The organism is Synechocystis salina LEGE 00031, from assembly GCF_015207985.1.
Classification (GTDB): domain Bacteria; phylum Cyanobacteriota; class Cyanobacteriia; order Cyanobacteriales; family Microcystaceae; genus Synechocystis; species Synechocystis salina.
Genome location: NZ_JADEVV010000021.1, coordinates 1 through 16,713 on the forward strand (window position 1 = coordinate 1; position 16,713 = coordinate 16,713).

General features: G+C 50.0%; 15 protein-coding genes and 2 pseudogenes. 12 read left to right on the plus strand and 5 right to left on the minus strand.

What is annotated here, in order from left to right:
- The 4 genes and pseudogenes from IQ217_RS08865 to IQ217_RS08880 all read left to right on the plus strand — a co-directional run.
- Nucleotides 1–276: pseudogene (locus tag IQ217_RS08865) on the plus strand (DUF1049 domain-containing protein); the annotation flags it as partial.
- A gap of 130 nt (nucleotides 277–406) precedes the next feature.
- Nucleotides 407–765: pseudogene (locus IQ217_RS08870) on the plus strand (TMEM165/GDT1 family protein).
- A 153-nt stretch (nucleotides 766–918) separates the two neighbouring features.
- Nucleotides 919–1,428, plus strand: a complete 510-nt coding sequence (locus IQ217_RS08875) for a glutathione peroxidase (protein WP_190599518.1) — start codon at nucleotides 919–921, stop codon at nucleotides 1,426–1,428.
- Nucleotides 1,429–1,454: 26 nt separating this feature from the next.
- Entirely contained in the window at nucleotides 1,455–1,703 is a 249-nt protein-coding gene (locus tag IQ217_RS08880) for a DUF3493 domain-containing protein (RefSeq protein WP_194019675.1), read from the plus strand.
- Nucleotides 1,704–1,777: 74 nt separating this feature from the next.
- Here the strand turns inward: IQ217_RS08880 and IQ217_RS08885 are convergent, their stop codons facing one another.
- Nucleotides 1,778–2,452, minus strand: coding sequence for a hypothetical protein (locus IQ217_RS08885; RefSeq protein ID WP_194019676.1), 675 nt, complete (start codon nucleotides 2,450–2,452; stop codon nucleotides 1,778–1,780).
- Between the two features lie 158 nt (nucleotides 2,453–2,610).
- Nucleotides 2,611–4,152, minus strand: a complete 1,542-nt coding sequence (locus IQ217_RS08890; RefSeq protein ID WP_190599521.1) for a sodium:solute symporter — start codon at nucleotides 4,150–4,152, stop codon at nucleotides 2,611–2,613.
- On the opposite strand from IQ217_RS08890, the gene IQ217_RS19225 reads away from it, so the two are divergent.
- On the plus strand, nucleotides 4,151–4,276 hold the full coding sequence (locus IQ217_RS19225) for a hypothetical protein (protein WP_255512826.1): 126 nt from the start codon (nucleotides 4,151–4,153) through the stop codon (nucleotides 4,274–4,276). The genes IQ217_RS08890 and IQ217_RS19225 overlap by 2 nt on opposite strands.
- A 43-nt stretch (nucleotides 4,277–4,319) precedes the next feature.
- Here IQ217_RS19225 and IQ217_RS08895 read toward each other — a convergent pair whose 3' ends face one another.
- Nucleotides 4,320–4,787 carry a hypothetical protein gene (locus IQ217_RS08895; protein WP_190599522.1) on the minus strand — a complete coding sequence of 156 codons (468 nt, stop codon included), beginning with the start codon at nucleotides 4,785–4,787 and terminating at the stop codon, nucleotides 4,320–4,322.
- A 210-nt stretch (nucleotides 4,788–4,997) separates the two neighbouring features.
- Between IQ217_RS08895 and IQ217_RS08900 the strand changes: the two genes are divergently transcribed.
- From IQ217_RS08900 to IQ217_RS08920, 5 genes are all read left to right on the plus strand, one after another.
- On the plus strand, nucleotides 4,998–6,389 hold the full coding sequence (locus IQ217_RS08900; RefSeq protein WP_194019677.1) for a DUF2330 domain-containing protein: 1,392 nt from the start codon (nucleotides 4,998–5,000) through the stop codon (nucleotides 6,387–6,389).
- A gap of 124 nt (nucleotides 6,390–6,513) precedes the next feature.
- Entirely contained in the window at nucleotides 6,514–6,690 is a 177-nt protein-coding gene (locus IQ217_RS08905) for a hypothetical protein (protein WP_190599524.1), read from the plus strand.
- A gap of 59 nt (nucleotides 6,691–6,749) precedes the next feature.
- Nucleotides 6,750–7,538, plus strand: coding sequence for an ABC transporter permease (locus tag IQ217_RS08910; RefSeq protein ID WP_194019678.1), 789 nt, complete (start codon nucleotides 6,750–6,752; stop codon nucleotides 7,536–7,538).
- A 195-nt stretch (nucleotides 7,539–7,733) separates the two neighbouring features.
- Nucleotides 7,734–8,432 carry a DUF3782 domain-containing protein gene (locus IQ217_RS08915; protein WP_194019679.1) on the plus strand — a complete coding sequence of 233 codons (699 nt, stop codon included), beginning with the start codon at nucleotides 7,734–7,736 and terminating at the stop codon, nucleotides 8,430–8,432.
- 96 nt (nucleotides 8,433–8,528) lie between these two features.
- A complete protein-coding gene (locus IQ217_RS08920; protein ID WP_194019680.1) occupies nucleotides 8,529–11,549 on the plus strand; it encodes a DEAD/DEAH box helicase in 3,021 nt (1,006 codons plus the stop codon).
- A 110-nt stretch (nucleotides 11,550–11,659) separates the two neighbouring features.
- Here IQ217_RS08920 and IQ217_RS08925 read toward each other — a convergent pair whose 3' ends face one another.
- Together IQ217_RS08925 and IQ217_RS19230 are read right to left on the minus strand one after the other, a co-directional pair.
- Nucleotides 11,660–11,995 carry a hypothetical protein gene (locus tag IQ217_RS08925; RefSeq protein WP_190599528.1) on the minus strand — a complete coding sequence of 112 codons (336 nt, stop codon included), beginning with the start codon at nucleotides 11,993–11,995 and terminating at the stop codon, nucleotides 11,660–11,662.
- A gap of 55 nt (nucleotides 11,996–12,050) precedes the next feature.
- Nucleotides 12,051–12,173, minus strand: coding sequence for a hypothetical protein (locus tag IQ217_RS19230; protein ID WP_265583629.1), 123 nt, complete (start codon nucleotides 12,171–12,173; stop codon nucleotides 12,051–12,053).
- Nucleotides 12,174–12,200: 27 nt separating this feature from the next.
- On the opposite strand from IQ217_RS19230, the gene ilvD reads away from it, so the two are divergent.
- Nucleotides 12,201–13,886 (plus strand): dihydroxy-acid dehydratase, encoded by a 1,686-nt coding sequence (gene ilvD, locus IQ217_RS08930; RefSeq protein ID WP_194019681.1) that lies wholly within the window; start codon nucleotides 12,201–12,203, stop codon nucleotides 13,884–13,886.
- A 204-nt stretch (nucleotides 13,887–14,090) separates the two neighbouring features.
- Nucleotides 14,091–16,508 (plus strand): phosphoketolase family protein, encoded by a 2,418-nt coding sequence (locus tag IQ217_RS08935; protein ID WP_194019682.1) that lies wholly within the window; start codon nucleotides 14,091–14,093, stop codon nucleotides 16,506–16,508.
- Nucleotides 16,509–16,713 lie beyond the last annotated feature (205 nt).

The following is a 16,713-nucleotide window of genomic DNA, read 5'->3' on the forward strand; positions in this document are numbered from 1 at the left end:
GAGGAAATAGCGCCCCCACCCCCCAGGGAACCTTTGCCGGATCTACGACAATTTGAAGCCCCCCAAACGCCCCAAAATACTAAGCGAGAAGGCACCATCTACTCCCAGCAATATCGCCCTGCCCGACCGAAAGCTGATAAAAACGAGCAATCGGATACCCAGTCCCCTGGTCCAAGGGGTGTGTATGATGCCCCCTATCGGATCATCAATTCTGCGCCAAATCCCCCCGGAACGGGAGAAAGTAACGCTGCTGATGAAGAGGAAGATTGGATTTAAGGGATTTGGCTATCCCCGCAACTGTGGCACCCATAGTCTTAGTCGCAGAGTTGGAATTGGCCCTGGAAAAAGAGGAAAACATTTCCTGTCCCCCGATCCGCTAGGCTGTCAGAAGGACCAGGGTCAATGCATCGCTGCGTCCCCACCATTACCGCTTGACTTCCATCTAGTCGAACTGCCGTGAGCCAAGATCTACCAGCCTCTCCCAATTATTTTCGCCCGGTATTCTTCTCCACCTTCTTAACCATCTTTTTGGCGGAAATGGGTGATAAAACCCAACTAAGTACATTATTGATTAGCGCCGAATCCCAATCTCCCTGGGTAGTGTTTGCCGGCTCAGCCTTAGCCCTCATTTCCACCAGTTTGTTGGGGGTTTCCCTAGGATATTGGATCGCTCGCCGCCTAGATCCACAAATTCTTGACTTTTGTGTGGCTCTGCTATCGTTACTCATTGCTGGACTACTGATGGGGGACGTGGTCAGTGCCTAGTCCCGCCACCGCAAACACCATGCAGCTGAATGCCATTCCCTTTCTCCTGAGCGTAATCTGCTCCCCTCTGAGTTTTTGTTAGACTACATAAATTGTTGATTGATTTGTTGAGTTAGACAAGTCTTTTTTTACTGTTTTTACTTCACTAATTCTATGACTGCCCAAGCCAACAACACAATCTACGGTTTTTCTGCCAATGCCTTGGATGGTTCCTCCGTAGCGATGAGGGACTTTGAAGGTAAGGTGCTATTGATTGTCAACACTGCCAGTCAATGCGGCTTCACCCCCCAATACGAAGGTCTCCAGACCCTACAGAACCAATTTGGCGATCGGGGTTTTACGGTACTTGGTTTTCCCTGTAATCAGTTTGGCCAGCAGGAACCCGGTGGCTCAGGGGAAATTAAAAACTTTTGCGAAACCCGTTATGGAGTAACCTTTCCTGTGTTTGAAAAGGTGGAAGTCAATGGCTCCAATGCCCATCCCTTGTTTAAGTTTTTAACTGAAGCTAGCCCCGGTATGGCCATTCCTTTTTTGGGCAATGCGGAGGACATTAAATGGAATTTCACCAAATTTTTGGTCGATCGCCAGGGTAAAGTGGTCAAACGCTACGGCTCCATCACCAAACCCGATGAAATTGCGGCGGACATCGAAAAGTTGTTGTAATTTTCTGACCCAATTCCCTCAAAATTTTGCCGAATAATAAAAACCAATTTGAACGCTTAAAGGCTGAGGCCGAGGCTCCCTATCGAGGTTTACGTAAATTTATTTACCTCGGTTTGGGGGCTTCTGGCCTGATTGGCGTGTTTATTTTTAGTCTCCGACTCCTGGCCGGCTACGATCCCGCGGAAATTTTGCCTAATTTGGCCCTGCAATTGGGGGTAGTGGCCCTGATGGCTGGGCTATTTCGCTGGGAATCAGGTAAAAATCGGGGAGATTAGGACAGGCTTTTGTCTTCTCCCCTAGAAATTTTGGCGATCGCCCGGTTGAAGTTCATTCCGGTGTGACCATGACATCAGCTATCAATGAACTGCAACGCATTGAGAAAAGTACGAGCCGCATTATCCCTGGTACTATTCAAGGGCTGTATGACCCCCATGGCATAGATTTTATCCCCCACTAAATAGGTACGAAAAATCACCCTTTCCGTATCACTTTCAAACGTGAATTCCGAGCCTTGATAATCTCCCAACGTCACCGGGCGCTCATTCATCAGAGAAAAGGTTTCCGCCGGAGCTACCCTGGCTTGCATGGCGGTAAATAAGGCCATGGGATCGTTGATTTGTTGCTCAGTTAACCCCGTGGCATAGGCCGCCACATAGCGATGATCGTTATCGGTGCTAGTCAAGGTTTGAAAATTTAAATCCCCTTCTGAAGTGCCAATGACCACGCTATCCTGCGCCAAAATTCCAGGGGGCATCCAAAAAGAAACATTGCCTTGGCTAAAAACAATCAACTGCCAATTATTAGCATTGGTACGGATGGGGGGCACACTGCTGGGGGGACTTTGAAATCGCAGAGTGTCTTGGGATTGGGGACGGCCAGTTTCAAAAAAACTCCGCAAATTTTGGTTGGGGGATTGGGCCACCATCAATGGTTCCCTTCCCTGGGCCGTGGCTTGGCATTGACCTAGAGTTAGGCCTCCGACAAAAGTGGCGATCGCCGTGGCTAAAAGTAATGTGTATTTCATAGCAAAGAGTCTAAACAATTAAACAGTTTGATCTGTAAACGATGGGGAGCTTTGATCTAGTTTTGCCCCAAATCAACCGTCAGAGGATTTCTAAAACCCATAGTCCCAACCGTCGGCAAAGGGTTAGATTTGATCTGACCCATATTTGCCCATTTAGTTCAATCCTCCAAATCCTGGTCATCAGCCCCTGGTCTGGCCACGGCATTTGGCCCTGGAGTAGCTGCTGCCGGATGCCAAATAGTCAAACCGAGTAAATGTTTGGAGGTTGGGGCGCTGGCGAATAGGGAAATGCCTAAACCCAGCAGAACTGCTAGGGGAGCAGTAACCGCCGATCGCCAAATGCCAGGAAAGGTAAGCCAGCCCACATTGGAAGCCACGATGACGAGCAACACCGCCGCCACGGTGCCGTAAAAAGCTCCTAGGGCATTGATGCGGGGAAACAAGACTCCCATCAGGAAAATACCCAACAGCGGTCCCAAAAACATGGTGGTGTAGGACACTAAAAATTCCAGTAAATCTTGCCCAGTGGAAGCGGCATAAATGGCGGAAAAAATTGCCACTATTCCCCAAACGATAATTAATCCCTGGGCCACTCGCACGGAAAGAATTTCACTGGCTCGGACGTTGATGTAACGGTCGTAAAAATCCACCGTCATACAAGTTGCCAGAGAATGCAATGCCGAATCAATGGAGGACATGGCCGCTGCAAAAATAGCCGCCACTAAAAAACCTGATGCCCCAGGGGGAACCTGGTTGAGAATGAAATAGGAGAGGATTTCATCGGGCTTAACATTTGCGGGTAAATTTCCCTGTAACTGGTAGAAGCTAAACAGTAAAACTCCCAGCAAAAGGGTGGCCGCCACCCCCACAAAACCAGAAAACCAGCCCAGGAGAATCGCTTTCCGGGCCGATTTTTCATCAGCACAGGAAACATAACGTTGGACCGATTGTTGGTTAGTGCCCGCCACAGCAAAAGCTAAAATGCCGTAGGCCAAAAGGGCGGTGGGCAGAGAACGAATGGAGGCCGGATCCCAATCGAAGTTAAACACCACTAATTTGCCGTTTTCCCCAGCGATGCGCCATAGTTCCCCAAAGCCTCCAGGCACGGCGGTAACTGCGGCCCAAATGCCTGCCCCCAAGCCGACGAAAATCATGCCAAATTGCAACACGTCGGTCCAGACCACCGCAGTGATGCCCCCGGCCACGGTGTAAATAATCGAGACCACCCCCACCATCAAAATGGCAGTGTTCGTACTAATGCCTGTCAGCACCGATAACACCAGGGCGGCAGCATATAAAAGTCCCCCTAGGCGGGCAATGACAAACAGCAGAAAACAAAGGGAACCGAGGGAACGGGTTTTGGCATCAAAGCGTTTTTCCAGGTATTCGTAGGCGGTGGTGAGATTGAGCCGGACAAAAAATGGCAAAAAGACGGCAATGACTAGGCCATAGCCAATTAGATCCCCCAACTGCAATTGCAAATACAAGAAGCCGTGGCCATAACCCTCCCCTGGGCCCCCCAGTAGGGAAGCGGCGGAAAAAGATGTGGCAATGATGGAAAAACCCAGGGCCCACCAGGGAATTTGCTTCGCACCCCGGAAATATTCATCAGTGTTATCTTGTTTGCGACTGGCGATCGCCCCAATGACAATAACAATCACCGAATAGACCAACACAATGGCCCAGTCAATCATGCCCATGAAAAATCAAACTCCTTGGCAATATGGCCATATTCCACCCTACCGGTTTTGTGACGTAGGACACCGCCGGATTGATCCCACCCCTGGGCAAAGAAGGGAAAACAAGTTTGGTGTGATGCCGTAGGAGAAAGTTTAAACGGATTTTTTTAAACTGATTTTGACTACCTTTACAAACAGGCAGCTAAAATGTCCTGTTCCGTTGTGCCGACGGTGCTGATTTCTTCTAAGCCTTGCAACGTCAAATCAATATTGTTGCCACTGCGGGCCACCGGCGATCGGGGCACAAGGGCCAGGGCAAAACGGTTGGGGGGCTGCTCGCCATAGGAGTCTTCCACCACTAAATTCAACGCCTGGGCGGAAACGGTGCCATGGGTGCAAGCAAACTCGGAATAGTAGGCAAAAAAGGCTCCCCTCAGTTGATCACCCCGTACTTGAAAGATGAAATATTCCTGGCCCACCACCCCCGGCTGGGCAGACTCGCCGTAAAAATGCACACCTTGGCGCAGGGGAATATTCTGGGCTGCAACGGCAATCGGAGCGATTAAATTTCCTAGTCCCACAAGGGCAAAGCTTAGTAGGGCGGTGGAAAATTTGGCCAGGCGATCGCCGCTGCCTGGAAGTAGGAAAAGTAACATAATTTTTAGTGGGAGGAGTAAGGTGAATGATTAAATCATTACTTCTAACTTAACAATCATTCACGAAGCTGATCTTCCCTCGACAGTATGATGATCCAAAAATTAACAAACTTTCATCAATTTGCTGATGGCGATCGCCGATAATGCGGACTATATTGCAGATTGCCAGCGATCATCTCGACAGTTTTCAACCTAGCGGGACCCACAACCATGGACAAAGCCATCCGGAAAATTTTTGCCTATCTTCGTCCAGGGGTAATCTTAGTAGTTTGTTTGCTGGGCCTATTGCTTTTTGTGCAGCCAGCCCTAGCTTTTTGTGGCTTTTATGTAGCCCAGGCCGACACCAGTCTTTATAACCATGCCTCCCAAGTAATTATTGCCAAAGACGGCGATCGGACAGTGCTCACCATGGCCAACGATTACCAAGGAGAAGCGAAAGACTTTGCCCTCGTAATACCGGTGCCGGTGGTTTTGCAAGAAGACCAAGTGAACGTGGGGGAAAGGAAAATTATTGAGCGTTTGGACAATTTTAGTGCCCCCCGTTTAGTGGAATATTTTGATAGTAATCCCTGTGACAGTTACGGTGACCGTCAATTTATGGATGCTATGCCCGCTGCCCCCAGCATGAGTCGGGGAGCCCAAGAAAAAGTCAGCAATGAAGCCCTGGGGGTGACCATTGAAAATCAATTTTCCGTGGGGGAATATGACATTCTCATCCTCAGTGCCAAGGAATCCAATGGCTTAGAAACTTGGTTAAGTCAAAATAATTACCGCATCCCTGCGGGGGCCACCGACGTGCTCGGAGCCTACATCAAGCAGGGGTTAAAGTTTTTTGTGGCCAAAGTTAACTTGAAAGAATTTGATCGCCAAGGATTTCAAGCCCTGCGACCGTTGATGATGGCCTACGAATCCCCCCGGTTTATGTTGCCAATCCGTTTGGGCATGGTGAATGCGGACGGCCCCCAGGAATTGATTGTTTATCTGTTATCGCCCCGGGGCGCAGTGGAAATAACCAACTACCGCACTGAAAAAATCCCCTCCAATCTGGATTTACCGGAATTCGTTCAGGGGGAATTTGGACAGTTCTATGGCGCCATGTTCGACACCGCCTACAAACGCTCCAGCAAAAATGTGGCTTTTTTGGAATATTCCTGGGATATGGGCAGTTGTGACCCCTGTTCCGCCGATCCCCTTTCTCCCCAAGAACTGAAAGAAGCCGGGGTGTTTTGGTTGGACCAGCCCGATGCCGACTCCAATTCGACTTTCCGGGGTATGCCTGTGCCCCGCACGAGCAATGTGTTTATCACCCGTTTACACTTGCGCTATACGCCTAATAAATTTCCCGAGGATTTGCGCTTCCAAAACACCGCTAACCAGGATTTATTCCAGGGTCGTTATGTGTTGCGTCGCCCCTACCGAGGGGAAATGAGTTGCACCGCCGCGAAGGAATACCGTCAAACAGTGCAAAAACGCCAACGGGAAGAGGCTAAAACCCTCGCTAATTTAACCGGGTGGCCCCTGACGGAAATTGAGGACAAAATTGATTACTTAGAAGGGCCCCAAGATGCTATTCCCTGGTGGCGTAAACTCTGGCCCCGTTAATTCACACACTGTGGGCCTGGATTTTGACTGAAAAATTCTCCATTGCCCATAATGGTGGATGAGCTGAACCAATTGGTTGAGCTTACCAAGAAAAAAACGTAAATTTCCCACCTAGTCGATCGCCATGGATCCTTTAACCAACTTAGTTTTAAGTGCCGCAACTCTGCCAATTCTATCCGCCCTCGGTTTGGCCCGTTGTTTTGGTCGCCGCAGTGAAGCCCTGGGTAAACTGTCTGAAGAAGTGTTCCGGGGCGATCGCCTGCCGGTGTTGCCCTTTCCCGCTGAGGAAAAAGCAAGTTAAAGTGAACTTACTCCCTCCAGAAATCCTGATGGGGGTTACTGTTCCAATCAACCGATATCATGGGTCGTTTTCCCCACAAATTGCGGGTGCTGTTGACTGTGTACTTTGCCCAAATGGTGGAGTACCGTGCCGAAATTTTCTTCTGGATTTTGTCCGGTTCCCTGCCCCTAATTTTGATGGGGGTGTGGGTGCAGGCGGCGGAGAGTGGGGACTTTACCCTTGATGCTATCCAGGTGGCCAGGTACTTTTTTGCTGTCTTCGTGGTGCGCCAGATGACCACTATCTGGGTAATTTGGGAATTTGAAAAGGAAGTAATTGAAGGGGTTTTGTCATTTCGCTTACTGCAACCGTTAGATCCGGTATGGCACCATATCGCCCGGCACTGGGCGGAAAAAATGACCCGTTTACCCATCTTGGGCATTTTGGCGATTCTTTTTTTCTCTCTCTATCCCGAAGCCTTTTGGTTGCCCAATCCTTGGTATTTTCTCCAAGGGGTAATTGGCATTGCCTGTTCCTTTACTCTCTACTTTTTAATCCAGTACACATTTGCGCTCTGTGCCTTTTGGACGGAACGGGCCAGCGCCCTCCAGGACCTTTGGTTTTTGTTCTACATTTTTCTCTCTGGTGTTATTGCTCCCTTGGAAGCTTTCCCCGACACAGTACGACAGATTGTTTTACTTACCCCCTTTCCCTACGGTGTTTACTTCCCCGCCACCGCTTTGGTTGGTTTACCTCTACCTTTTTTTCGCAGTTTATTAATTATTGGTATCTGGATCGGTCTATTTGCCCTGCTTAACCGTTGGCTCTGGCGCCAGGGCTTAAAACAATATTCCGGCATGGGAGCCTAGATTTTGGCGATCGCCGCCGGATCAACACAGCCAAAGTTACAGTACATAAAAATTGACTGAGAATGGAGGCAATTGTCATTGCATGCGGAGGAATTAAGCAATACTTAGTATCGTGCAGCGGCAAACAATAACTATCAAAGTTTCAATCGGGCTCCCTTTAAAATAGGAAAAGATCAAAATACACCCTAGGTGATCATGGCAACAACAGCGGATGAAGTCTGGCAATTATTGGGAGAGCTAATCCAAGCTCAGAAGGAAACAGAGCGCCAACTTAAGGAGCAACGAGAGGAAGTTGATCACCGGTTTCAAGAAGAAAGGGAGGAGGCAGATCGCCGGTTTCAGGAGCAACGGGAAGAAACTGATCGCTGGTTTCGGGAACAACGGGAGGAAACTGATCGCCAAATCAAGGAGTTAAGACAACAGTCCCAAAAAACCGATCGCCAAATTCGAGAATTAGGTAAACAAATTGGCGGGCTGGGGCAAAAATTCGGCAGTTTTACGGAAGGTTTAGCGTTGCCCTCCATGGAAACCATTCTCCGTGAAAAATTTGGCATGGAAGTGGTCACCCCTAGTGTTCGAGTCAGCAAACAGGGCAAACATATTGAACTTGATGTAATGGCCTATGCCAACGGAGACGTTAAAACAGCCATCGTTGTGGAAGTCAAAAGCCATGCCCGCTCAGAATCCATCGGTCAACTAATTAACCATCTCCAGTGTTTTCGAGAATTTTTCCCTGAACACCAAGACAAAAAGTTATATGGCATCCTCGCTGCGGTGGATCTGTCCAATGCGGTCAAAGAAGAGGTACTCAAGGCTGGGTTATACACTGCCCGCATTCGGGATGAAATCTTTGAACTAGATACCCCCGCCACCTTCCAGCCTCGGGTTTGGTAATGGCAGTGCTAAGGCATAAGCAGAAAAGACGTGGTTTGGATTGCCCCCAGGATAACCAGATAAAATGGGAACCTAATCACCCTTTTGCCTAAATCTGTGAAAACCTTAGCCTACGCTTCCCCTGCTGATCTGTTTGCTTTTCCATTGGACGACTTCCAACAAGAGGCGATCGCCGCCCTGGATCAAGACCAGTCAGTGGTAGTGTGTGCCCCCACAGGGTCCGGTAAAACGGTGGTGGGAGAATATGCCATCTATCGGGCCATTGCCCGGGGAAAAAGGGTTTTTTATACCACCCCCCTCAAAGCTTTATCCAATCAAAAAATTCGGGATTTCCAGGAAAAATTAGAGAAGTTAGGCCTAGAAAATGCTGAACAATTGGTGGGCTTAATTACCGGCGATACGGTGATCAATGCCGATGCTCCAGTGGTGGTAATGACCACGGAAATCTTTAGGAATATGCTCTACGAAACCCCCATTGGGGAAGTGGGGACTTCTTTGGAAGATGTGGAAACGGTGGTGTTTGACGAAGTCCATTACATTAGCGACCGGGGCCGAGGCACCGTATGGGAGGAGTCAATCATTTACTGTCCCAGCACCATTCAACTGGTGGGTTTGTCCGCCACCATTGGTAACCCAGAACAATTGACAGAATGGATTAACCAAGTCCGCACTGGGGTATCCCTGAAAGTCTTGCGTCAAGGGGAACAACACAATGATTCTCCCCCCTGTGTATTGGTCAATTCCGATTTTCGTCCGGTGCCCCTCACCTTTCACTACAGCACCCGCAAAGGTTTATTTCCCCTGTTGAATGAGAAAAAAACCGGGGTTAATGCCCGTTTACTACCCAAAGCTGGCAATAAAAATACCCGTTCTGGTAAAAATCGACGGATGCGTCGGGAAGATTGTCCCTATCCCCTGTTAGTGATGCAACAGCTACAGGAAAGGAATTTGTTGCCGGTAATTTATGTGATTTTTAGTCGTCGGGGCTGCGAACAGGCGGCCCAATCCTTGGAAGATTTATCTTTGGTGGAACCGGCGGAACAGGAAAGTATCCAACTGCAACTGCTCGATTTTTTCTTTGGCAAAAATCCCCTACTGCGGCAGAAGTTAGAACGGGATTTGGCGGATAGTTTACCGGATATGGTCCAAGCGGTCATTACCTATTTGGATTATCCCCAGGATGGTGCGGCCGCCCAAAAACTATTAACTGCCCTGGCGATCGACCCGGAAGGTATGTTCAAACTCTGGGGCTGGATTGCCCAATCTTCCCCCATGACTCGGTTGGAGCAGATTGAACCCCTTTTACGGGGCATTGCGGTACACCATGCGGGTATTTTGCCGGATATGAAAACCCTGGTGGAAAAGTTATTTGAGCAGGGCTTGATCAAAGTTGTGTTTGCCACGGCAACCCTATCGGCGGGGATTAATATGCCAGCCCGCACGACGGTGATCTCTGCCCTCTCAAAACGGACCAATGAAGGGCACGCCATGCTTAGTCCTTCGGAATTTTTGCAAATTGCGGGGCGGGCCGGGCGGCGGGGGATGGATATCGAAGGCCATGTGATTACGGTGCAAACTCCCTTTGAAGGGGCGAAAGAGGCATCTTACTTGGCCCTAGCGGAGGCAGAACCGTTAAAGAGTTGGTTTACCCCTTCCTATGGCATGGTGCTGAATCTGTTGCAAAAACATGATTTGGAAGAAGTAAAAAGTCTGCTGGAGCGGAGCTTTGCCGAATACTTGGCCCAGTTTGCCCTGGAACCCACCAAGGTGGCGATCGCCGAAACGGTGAAAAAATTATCCCAATTGGATATTAAGTTGGCGGGCATTGGGGAAAAGGATCTACGCAGTTACGAAAAATTCCGGGGACGATTGCGGGAAGAACAAAGATTACTGAAAATCCTGGAGCAACAGGCAGAAAAAGAACGGAAGCAACAGTTAAAGGATCAACTCAAAACCCTGACACCGGGTCAACTTTTATATCTCAAAGGTCGCCACGTCAAAACCCATCAACCTCGTTTAGCGGTCATTGTGACTCCCTTGGCCCCGGCCCATAATCTGCCCCAATGGTGTTGCCTAGCCAGTGATAACCGTTGGTACCACGTCACTGTGGGGGATATTTACGCAGTGCCCATGGGTAATTTTTCCCCAGCCCAATGGCAGAATTTGACTCCACCCCCGGCAGAATTGTTGGCTCCGGGTAAACCAGTGAAAGGCGATGAGGAAACTTTGGCGATCGCCGAGGGATTAGATCCCCAGGCCTATCCCTTGGCCCCGAGCCCAGAATTAGTGGAGCAAAAGGCCAGGGTAGACCATGTGGAAACACTGTTGGCGGTTCATCCCCTGGCTAGCCAAAAACATCCCGGCAAACTGTTGGAGCAGTTCCACCAACGGCAGGAATTGCGTAAAACCCTGAGCAAACGACAACAGGAATATGACCGTCTGCAATCCCGTCAGTCCTACTATTGGCAAGAGTTTTTGGACTTGATCGACATCTTGCAGGAAATGGAAGCTCTGGAGGAATACACCCCTACGCTTTTGGGAGAAGTGGCTGCCACCCTGCGGGGGGAAAATGAATTGTGGCTGGGTTTAGCCCTCATTTCCGGTAAGTTCAATGATTTGGAGCCGGAACAATTGGCCGCCGCTGCCAGTGCCCTGATTACGGAAACTCCCCGTTCCGATGCTTGGACTGATTTCAAACCTTCCCCTGCGGTGTTGGCCGCCCTCCGTCCCAGCGATGATTTATTTGGCCTGTTGTTTTGTCTTAAACATCCCCAACCCACCCTCGCTCTCTGGCAAGCCATGACGGTGGCTGATCATTTGCAACGGCTTAACCTCTGGGATCTGCGACGCAAATTGATCAAAGCTCAAAATCAACGGGCGATCGCCATTCCCCTCTGGTTGGAAGTGGATTTTATGGGTTTGGTGGAACAGTGGGCTTTGGGCATGGAGTGGGAAAATCTTTGTCGTCAGACCAGCTTAGATGAAGGGGATTTAGTCCGGCTTTTCCGGCGCACAGTAGATTTACTCTGGCAAATTCCCCAGGTGCCCCACCTTTCCCCCCGACTAAAACGGAATGCTCGCATTGCGGTGCAACAAATGAAGCGTTTTCCCCTCTAGTTAATTGGCGATCGGGAGAATTTTCTCGAAAGCGCCGGTAATACATTGATCACCTGGGCATTGAATGCTAGGCGGCCATGGCCTTCGACTTCTCCCACAAGACCTAGTTTCTACAGGCGGCCTTGGGTGGCCAATTTATAGCCAACGGCCATGGAAGCAAAGGAAAGCAGAAATTGCCACAGACTAGTGGGGTTCAGAATGGCTCGACTGCTAAAAAACACCAGCACCACGCCGATGATAATCGGTATCCAGCCCCAGGATTTTTCCCTAGCGGGCAAAAAGACTAACATCATCACCCCGGCAATGAGGGCCAAAATTGAGCCATCGGCAGCAATGCCCCGCCAAAAATAGGGATAAACGTTGGTGGTGAAAATAATGTTGTTACCAAGAAAGTAAATTCCAGTGCCAATGAGAACTATGCCGATCAGTCTTGCTATTAGGGCCATGGTTCAAGGAAAAATTATGGGAATTTAAATCAAGAAAGATTTTAGTATATTTAGTTTAACTATTGCCGGGGGCAGTGGGGACAATGGTAACCAAAGGGGACATCAATGGCTGAAAGTTGACTTTTTGTGGCCAGGCTTGAGCAAAGGGTAATAAACCATCGACAATGGATGGAAGCATAGATTCGCTACGAGACAGGAGAGAACAATGTCCAACAATCCCAGAAGCCAGGTAATTACCCAGGGAACCCAACGCAGTCCCAACCGGGCCATGCTCCGGGCCGTTGGTTTTGGCGATGATGACTTTACTAAACCCATTGTGGGCATTGCCAACGGGTACAGCACCATTACCCCCTGCAATATGGGCATCAATGATCTGGCTCTACGGGCCGAGGCCGGCTTACGCACCGCAGGAGCCATGCCCCAATTGTTTGGCACCATCACCATTAGTGACGGTATTTCCATGGGTACGGAAGGGATGAAATATTCCCTAGTTTCCCGGGAAGTGATTGCCGATTCCATCGAAACGGTGTGCAATGGCCAACGTATGGATGGGGTGCTGGCGATCGGAGGCTGTGATAAGAATATGCCGGGGGCAATGATTGCCATGGCTCGCCTCAATATTCCCTCCATCTTTGTCTATGGCGGCACCATCAAACCGGGGCATTATGCCGGGGAAGATTTGACCATTGTCAGTGCCTTTGAAGCGGTGGGACAGTACAGCGCCGGCAAAATTGATGAGGATACTCTCTATGGCATCGAACGGAATGCCTGTCCTGGAGCCGGTTCCTGTGGGGGGATGTACACCGCTAATACCATGTCCTCCGCTTTTGAAGCTATGGGGATGAGCTTGCCCTATTCTTCTACCATGGCTGCAGTGGACGGGGAAAAAGCCGACAGCACCGAGGCGTCCGCCCAGGTTTTGGTGGAAGCAATTAAAAAACAAATTTTGCCTAGTCAAATTCTCACCCGGAAAGCTTTTGAAAATGCCATTGCGGTGATTATGGCTGTGGGCGGTTCCACCAATGCAGTGCTCCATCTGCTGGCGATCGCCAAGACCATTGGAGTGCCTTTGAGCTTGGACGACTTTGAAACCATTCGTCATAAAGTGCCCGTACTGTGTGACCTAAAACCCTCCGGCAAATACGTCACCACCAATCTCCATGATGCCGGTGGCATTCCCCAGGTGATGAAAATGTTATTGGTCAACGGCATTCTCCACGGTGATGCCCTCACCATTAGCGGCCAAACCATTGCTGAAGTCTTAGCCGATATTCCCGACCAACCCCCTGTCAACCAGGACGTAATTCATGCCTGGGATAACCCCGTTTACCAAGAAGGTCACCTAGCGGTGCTCAAAGGTAACTTGGCCACAGAAGGCAGTGTGGCTAAAATCAGCGGCATTAAAAAGGCTGTGATGACTGGCCCCGCTAAGGTATTTGAATCAGAAGAAGATTGCCTGGAAGCTATTTTGGCCGGCAAAATTCAAGCGGGAGATGTGGTGGTAGTACGCTACGAAGGGCCCAAAGGTGGCCCTGGTATGCGGGAAATGCTGGCCCCCACTTCCGCCATCATTGGCGCTGGGTTGGGAGACTCCGTTGGCCTAATCACCGATGGCCGCTTTTCCGGCGGCACCTACGGTTTAGTAGTGGGTCACGTTGCCCCCGAAGCCTACGTGGGAGGGGCGATCGCCTTAGTGCAAGAAGGCGATCAAATCACCATTGATGCCCAACAAAGGTTACTGCAACTCAACATCAGCGAAGAGGAATTAGCCCAACGTCGAGCCCAGTGGACCCCGCCCCAACCCCGTTACCGCACTGGTATTTTGGGTAAATACGCCAAGCTCGTTGCTTCCAGCAGTGTGGGGGCTGTGACGGATATGGACTTGTTCTAAAGCTCGCCCATAGATCAGGGGCTAAGGGACTAGGAGCATCCGGCAGACCCGGGGACATCTCCGCAATAGACCCGGGGACATCTCCGCAATAGAGCTGGGGAATCTATGCAGTGGAGCTGGGGCAGTGTCCTTCCCTGGGTTAACGCCAAAATAACTTGGGGGTTCTACCCTGGTAGGGGAATGTACAAATCCGGGAGTTTTTCCATGGTCACATCCCCCTTTTCCCTTAGTCCCTTTGGTCAGGCTCGCTCCACCGTAAGTGGCAGTCCCCTTGAGCCGACAGAACTGAACCAACTGCACGGTTTTTGGCGGGCAGCCAACTACTTGGCGGTGGGCATGATTTATCTACGGGATAATCCCCTGCTGCGGGAACCCCTCCAACCAGAACAAATTAAACATCGTCTGTTAGGGCATTGGGGATCTAGTCCCGGTATTAGTTTTTTGTACACCCATCTGAATCGCATTATTAGGAAATTTGACCAGGATCTGCTCTACATGGTGGGGCCTGGCCACGGTGCGCCAGGCTTCTTGGGCCCCTGCTACCTAGAGGGGAGTTATTCCCGCTTTTTTGCCGAGTGTAGTGAAGATGAAGCCGGCATGAAGTGTTTTTTCAAGCAGTTTTCCTTTCCCGGTGGCATTGGCAGTCACTGCACCCCCGAAACCCCTGGTTCTATCCATGAAGGGGGAGAATTAGGCTACTGTCTATCCCATGCCTACGGTGCCGCCTTTGATAATCCCAATCTAATTGTGGTGGGTTTAGCGGGGGATGGGGAATCAGAAACGGGTCCCCTGGCCACCTCCTGGCATTCCAATAAATTCATTAATCCGATTCGGGATGGGGCAGTTTTACCTGTACTTCACCTCAACGGCTACAAGATTAATAACCCAAGCGTTTTATCCCGCATTAGCCATGAAGAATTAAAGGCCTTGTTTGAAGGTTATGGCTATACTCCCTATTTTGTTGAAGGTTCCGATCCTGAATCCATGCACCAAGCCATGGCCGCTACATTGGATCATTGCGTGGCCGAAATTCACCAAATTCAAGCTGAGGCCCGTAGTAGTGGCATTGCTACCCGTCCTCGCTGGCCCATGATTGTGATGCGTACCCCCAAGGGTTGGACTGGCCCTGACTATGTTGATGGCCATAAAGTGGAGGGTTTTTGGCGATCGCACCAAGTTCCCATGGGAGGCATGCACGAGAATCCGGCCCATCTGCAACAGTTGGAAACTTGGCTACGGAGTTATAAACCGGAAGAATTGTTCGACGACCACGGTACTTTAAAGCCCGAATTTAAGGCGATCGCCCCGGAGGGGGAGAAACGTCTAGGGTCCACTCCCTATGCCAATGGTGGTTTGTTACGGCGGGGTCTGAAAATGCCCGACTTTCGTCAATACGGCATTGATGTGGAGAAACCAGGCACTATTGAAGCCCCTAACACTGCTCCCCTGGGAGTTTTTCTGCGGGATGTGATGGCCAACAACATGACCAATTTCCGCCTCTTTGGCCCGGACGAAAATAGTTCCAATAAACTCCATGCGGTCTACGAAGTTAGCAAAAAATTCTGGATTGCCGAATATCTCGAAGAAGACCAGGACGGGGGGGAACTCAGTCCCGACGGTCGGGTGATGGAAATGTTGAGCGAGCACACCTTGGAAGGCTGGCTAGAAGCCTATCTTTTAACCGGCCGCCATGGCTTTTTCGCCACCTATGAATCCTTTGCCCATGTGATCACCTCCATGGTCAACCAACACGCCAAATGGTTGGATATTTGTCGACACCTCAACTGGCGGGCGGATATTTCTTCCCTAAATATCTTGATGACGTCCACTGTGTGGCGACAAGACCATAACGGCTTTACCCACCAAGATCCAGGCTTTTTGGATGTCATTCTCAACAAAAGCCCCGACGTAGTGCGGATTTATTTGCCCCCCGATGTCAATTCCCTGCTTTCCGTTGCAGACCATTGTTTACAGAGCAAAAACTACATCAACATCATCGTTTGTGATAAGCAAGCCCACCTGCAATATCAAGACATGACTGCGGCCATTCGTAACTGCACCAAAGGAGTGGACATTTGGGAATGGGCCAGTAATGATGCCGGTACGGAGCCGGATGTGGTGATGGCGGCGGCGGGGGATATTCCCACTAAGGAAGCCCTGGCGGCCACGGCCATGCTCCGGCAATTTTTCCCCGATCTAAGAATTCGTTTTGTCAGTGTAATTGACTTGCTTAAACTGCAACCGGAATCCGAACATCCCCATGGCCTGAGCGATCGAGATTTTGACTCCCTCTTTACCACCAATAAACCGATTATTTTTAACTTCCACGCCTATCCCTGGTTAATTCATCGGTTGACCTATCGCCGCACTAACCATGGCAATCTCCATGTGCGGGGCTACAAAGAAAAGGGCAACATCAACACCCCCATGGATTTAGCGATTCAAAATCAAATTGACCGTTTCAGCTTGGCCATTGACGTTATCGATCGCCTACCTCAATTGCGGGTGGCTGGAGCCCACATCAAGGAGATGCTCAAGGATATGCAGATTGATTGCACCAATTACGCCTACGAACACGGTATGGATATGCCGGAAATTGTTAATTGGCGCTGGCCTCTCTAGATTTCAACTAAGAGCATTGACGCCGTTCTCGTTTGCCCTCTAAATTGATCGCAATTCTGGGGGACCGTTCCCCAGTTTTCCCCCAACTTAGATAGCCAGGGGGCTTTTTAAATGGCTTCCAAGAATTTGCCCAGGCTCCTAGGCACACCGCTGGTTCAGCAAAATTTTGGCAGAAGCTAGAGCAAGGTTGGATGAGACTTTCCAG

Coding starts and splice junctions, on each gene's coding strand:
- IQ217_RS08875 (WP_190599518.1), top strand. CDS start 919: ATGACTGCCCAAGCCAACAACACAATCTACGGTTTTTCTGCCAATGCC.
- IQ217_RS08885 (WP_194019676.1), bottom strand. CDS start 2,452: ATGAAATACACATTACTTTTAGCCACGGCGATCGCCACTTTTGTCGGA.
- IQ217_RS19225 (WP_255512826.1), top strand. CDS start 4,151: ATGAAAAATCAAACTCCTTGGCAATATGGCCATATTCCACCCTACCGG.
- IQ217_RS08890 (WP_190599521.1), bottom strand. CDS start 4,152: ATGGGCATGATTGACTGGGCCATTGTGTTGGTCTATTCGGTGATTGTT.
- IQ217_RS08895 (WP_190599522.1), bottom strand. CDS start 4,787: ATGTTACTTTTCCTACTTCCAGGCAGCGGCGATCGCCTGGCCAAATTT.
- IQ217_RS08900 (WP_194019677.1), top strand. CDS start 4,998: ATGGACAAAGCCATCCGGAAAATTTTTGCCTATCTTCGTCCAGGGGTA.
- IQ217_RS08905 (WP_190599524.1), top strand. CDS start 6,514: ATGGATCCTTTAACCAACTTAGTTTTAAGTGCCGCAACTCTGCCAATT.
- IQ217_RS08910 (WP_194019678.1), top strand. CDS start 6,750: ATGGGTCGTTTTCCCCACAAATTGCGGGTGCTGTTGACTGTGTACTTT.
- IQ217_RS08915 (WP_194019679.1), top strand. CDS start 7,734: ATGGCAACAACAGCGGATGAAGTCTGGCAATTATTGGGAGAGCTAATC.
- IQ217_RS08925 (WP_190599528.1), bottom strand. CDS start 11,995: ATGGCCCTAATAGCAAGACTGATCGGCATAGTTCTCATTGGCACTGGA.
- IQ217_RS19230 (WP_265583629.1), bottom strand. CDS start 12,173: ATGCTTCCATCCATTGTCGATGGTTTATTACCCTTTGCTCAAGCCTGG.
- ilvD (WP_194019681.1), top strand. CDS start 12,201: ATGTCCAACAATCCCAGAAGCCAGGTAATTACCCAGGGAACCCAACGC.
- IQ217_RS08935 (WP_194019682.1), top strand. CDS start 14,091: ATGGTCACATCCCCCTTTTCCCTTAGTCCCTTTGGTCAGGCTCGCTCC.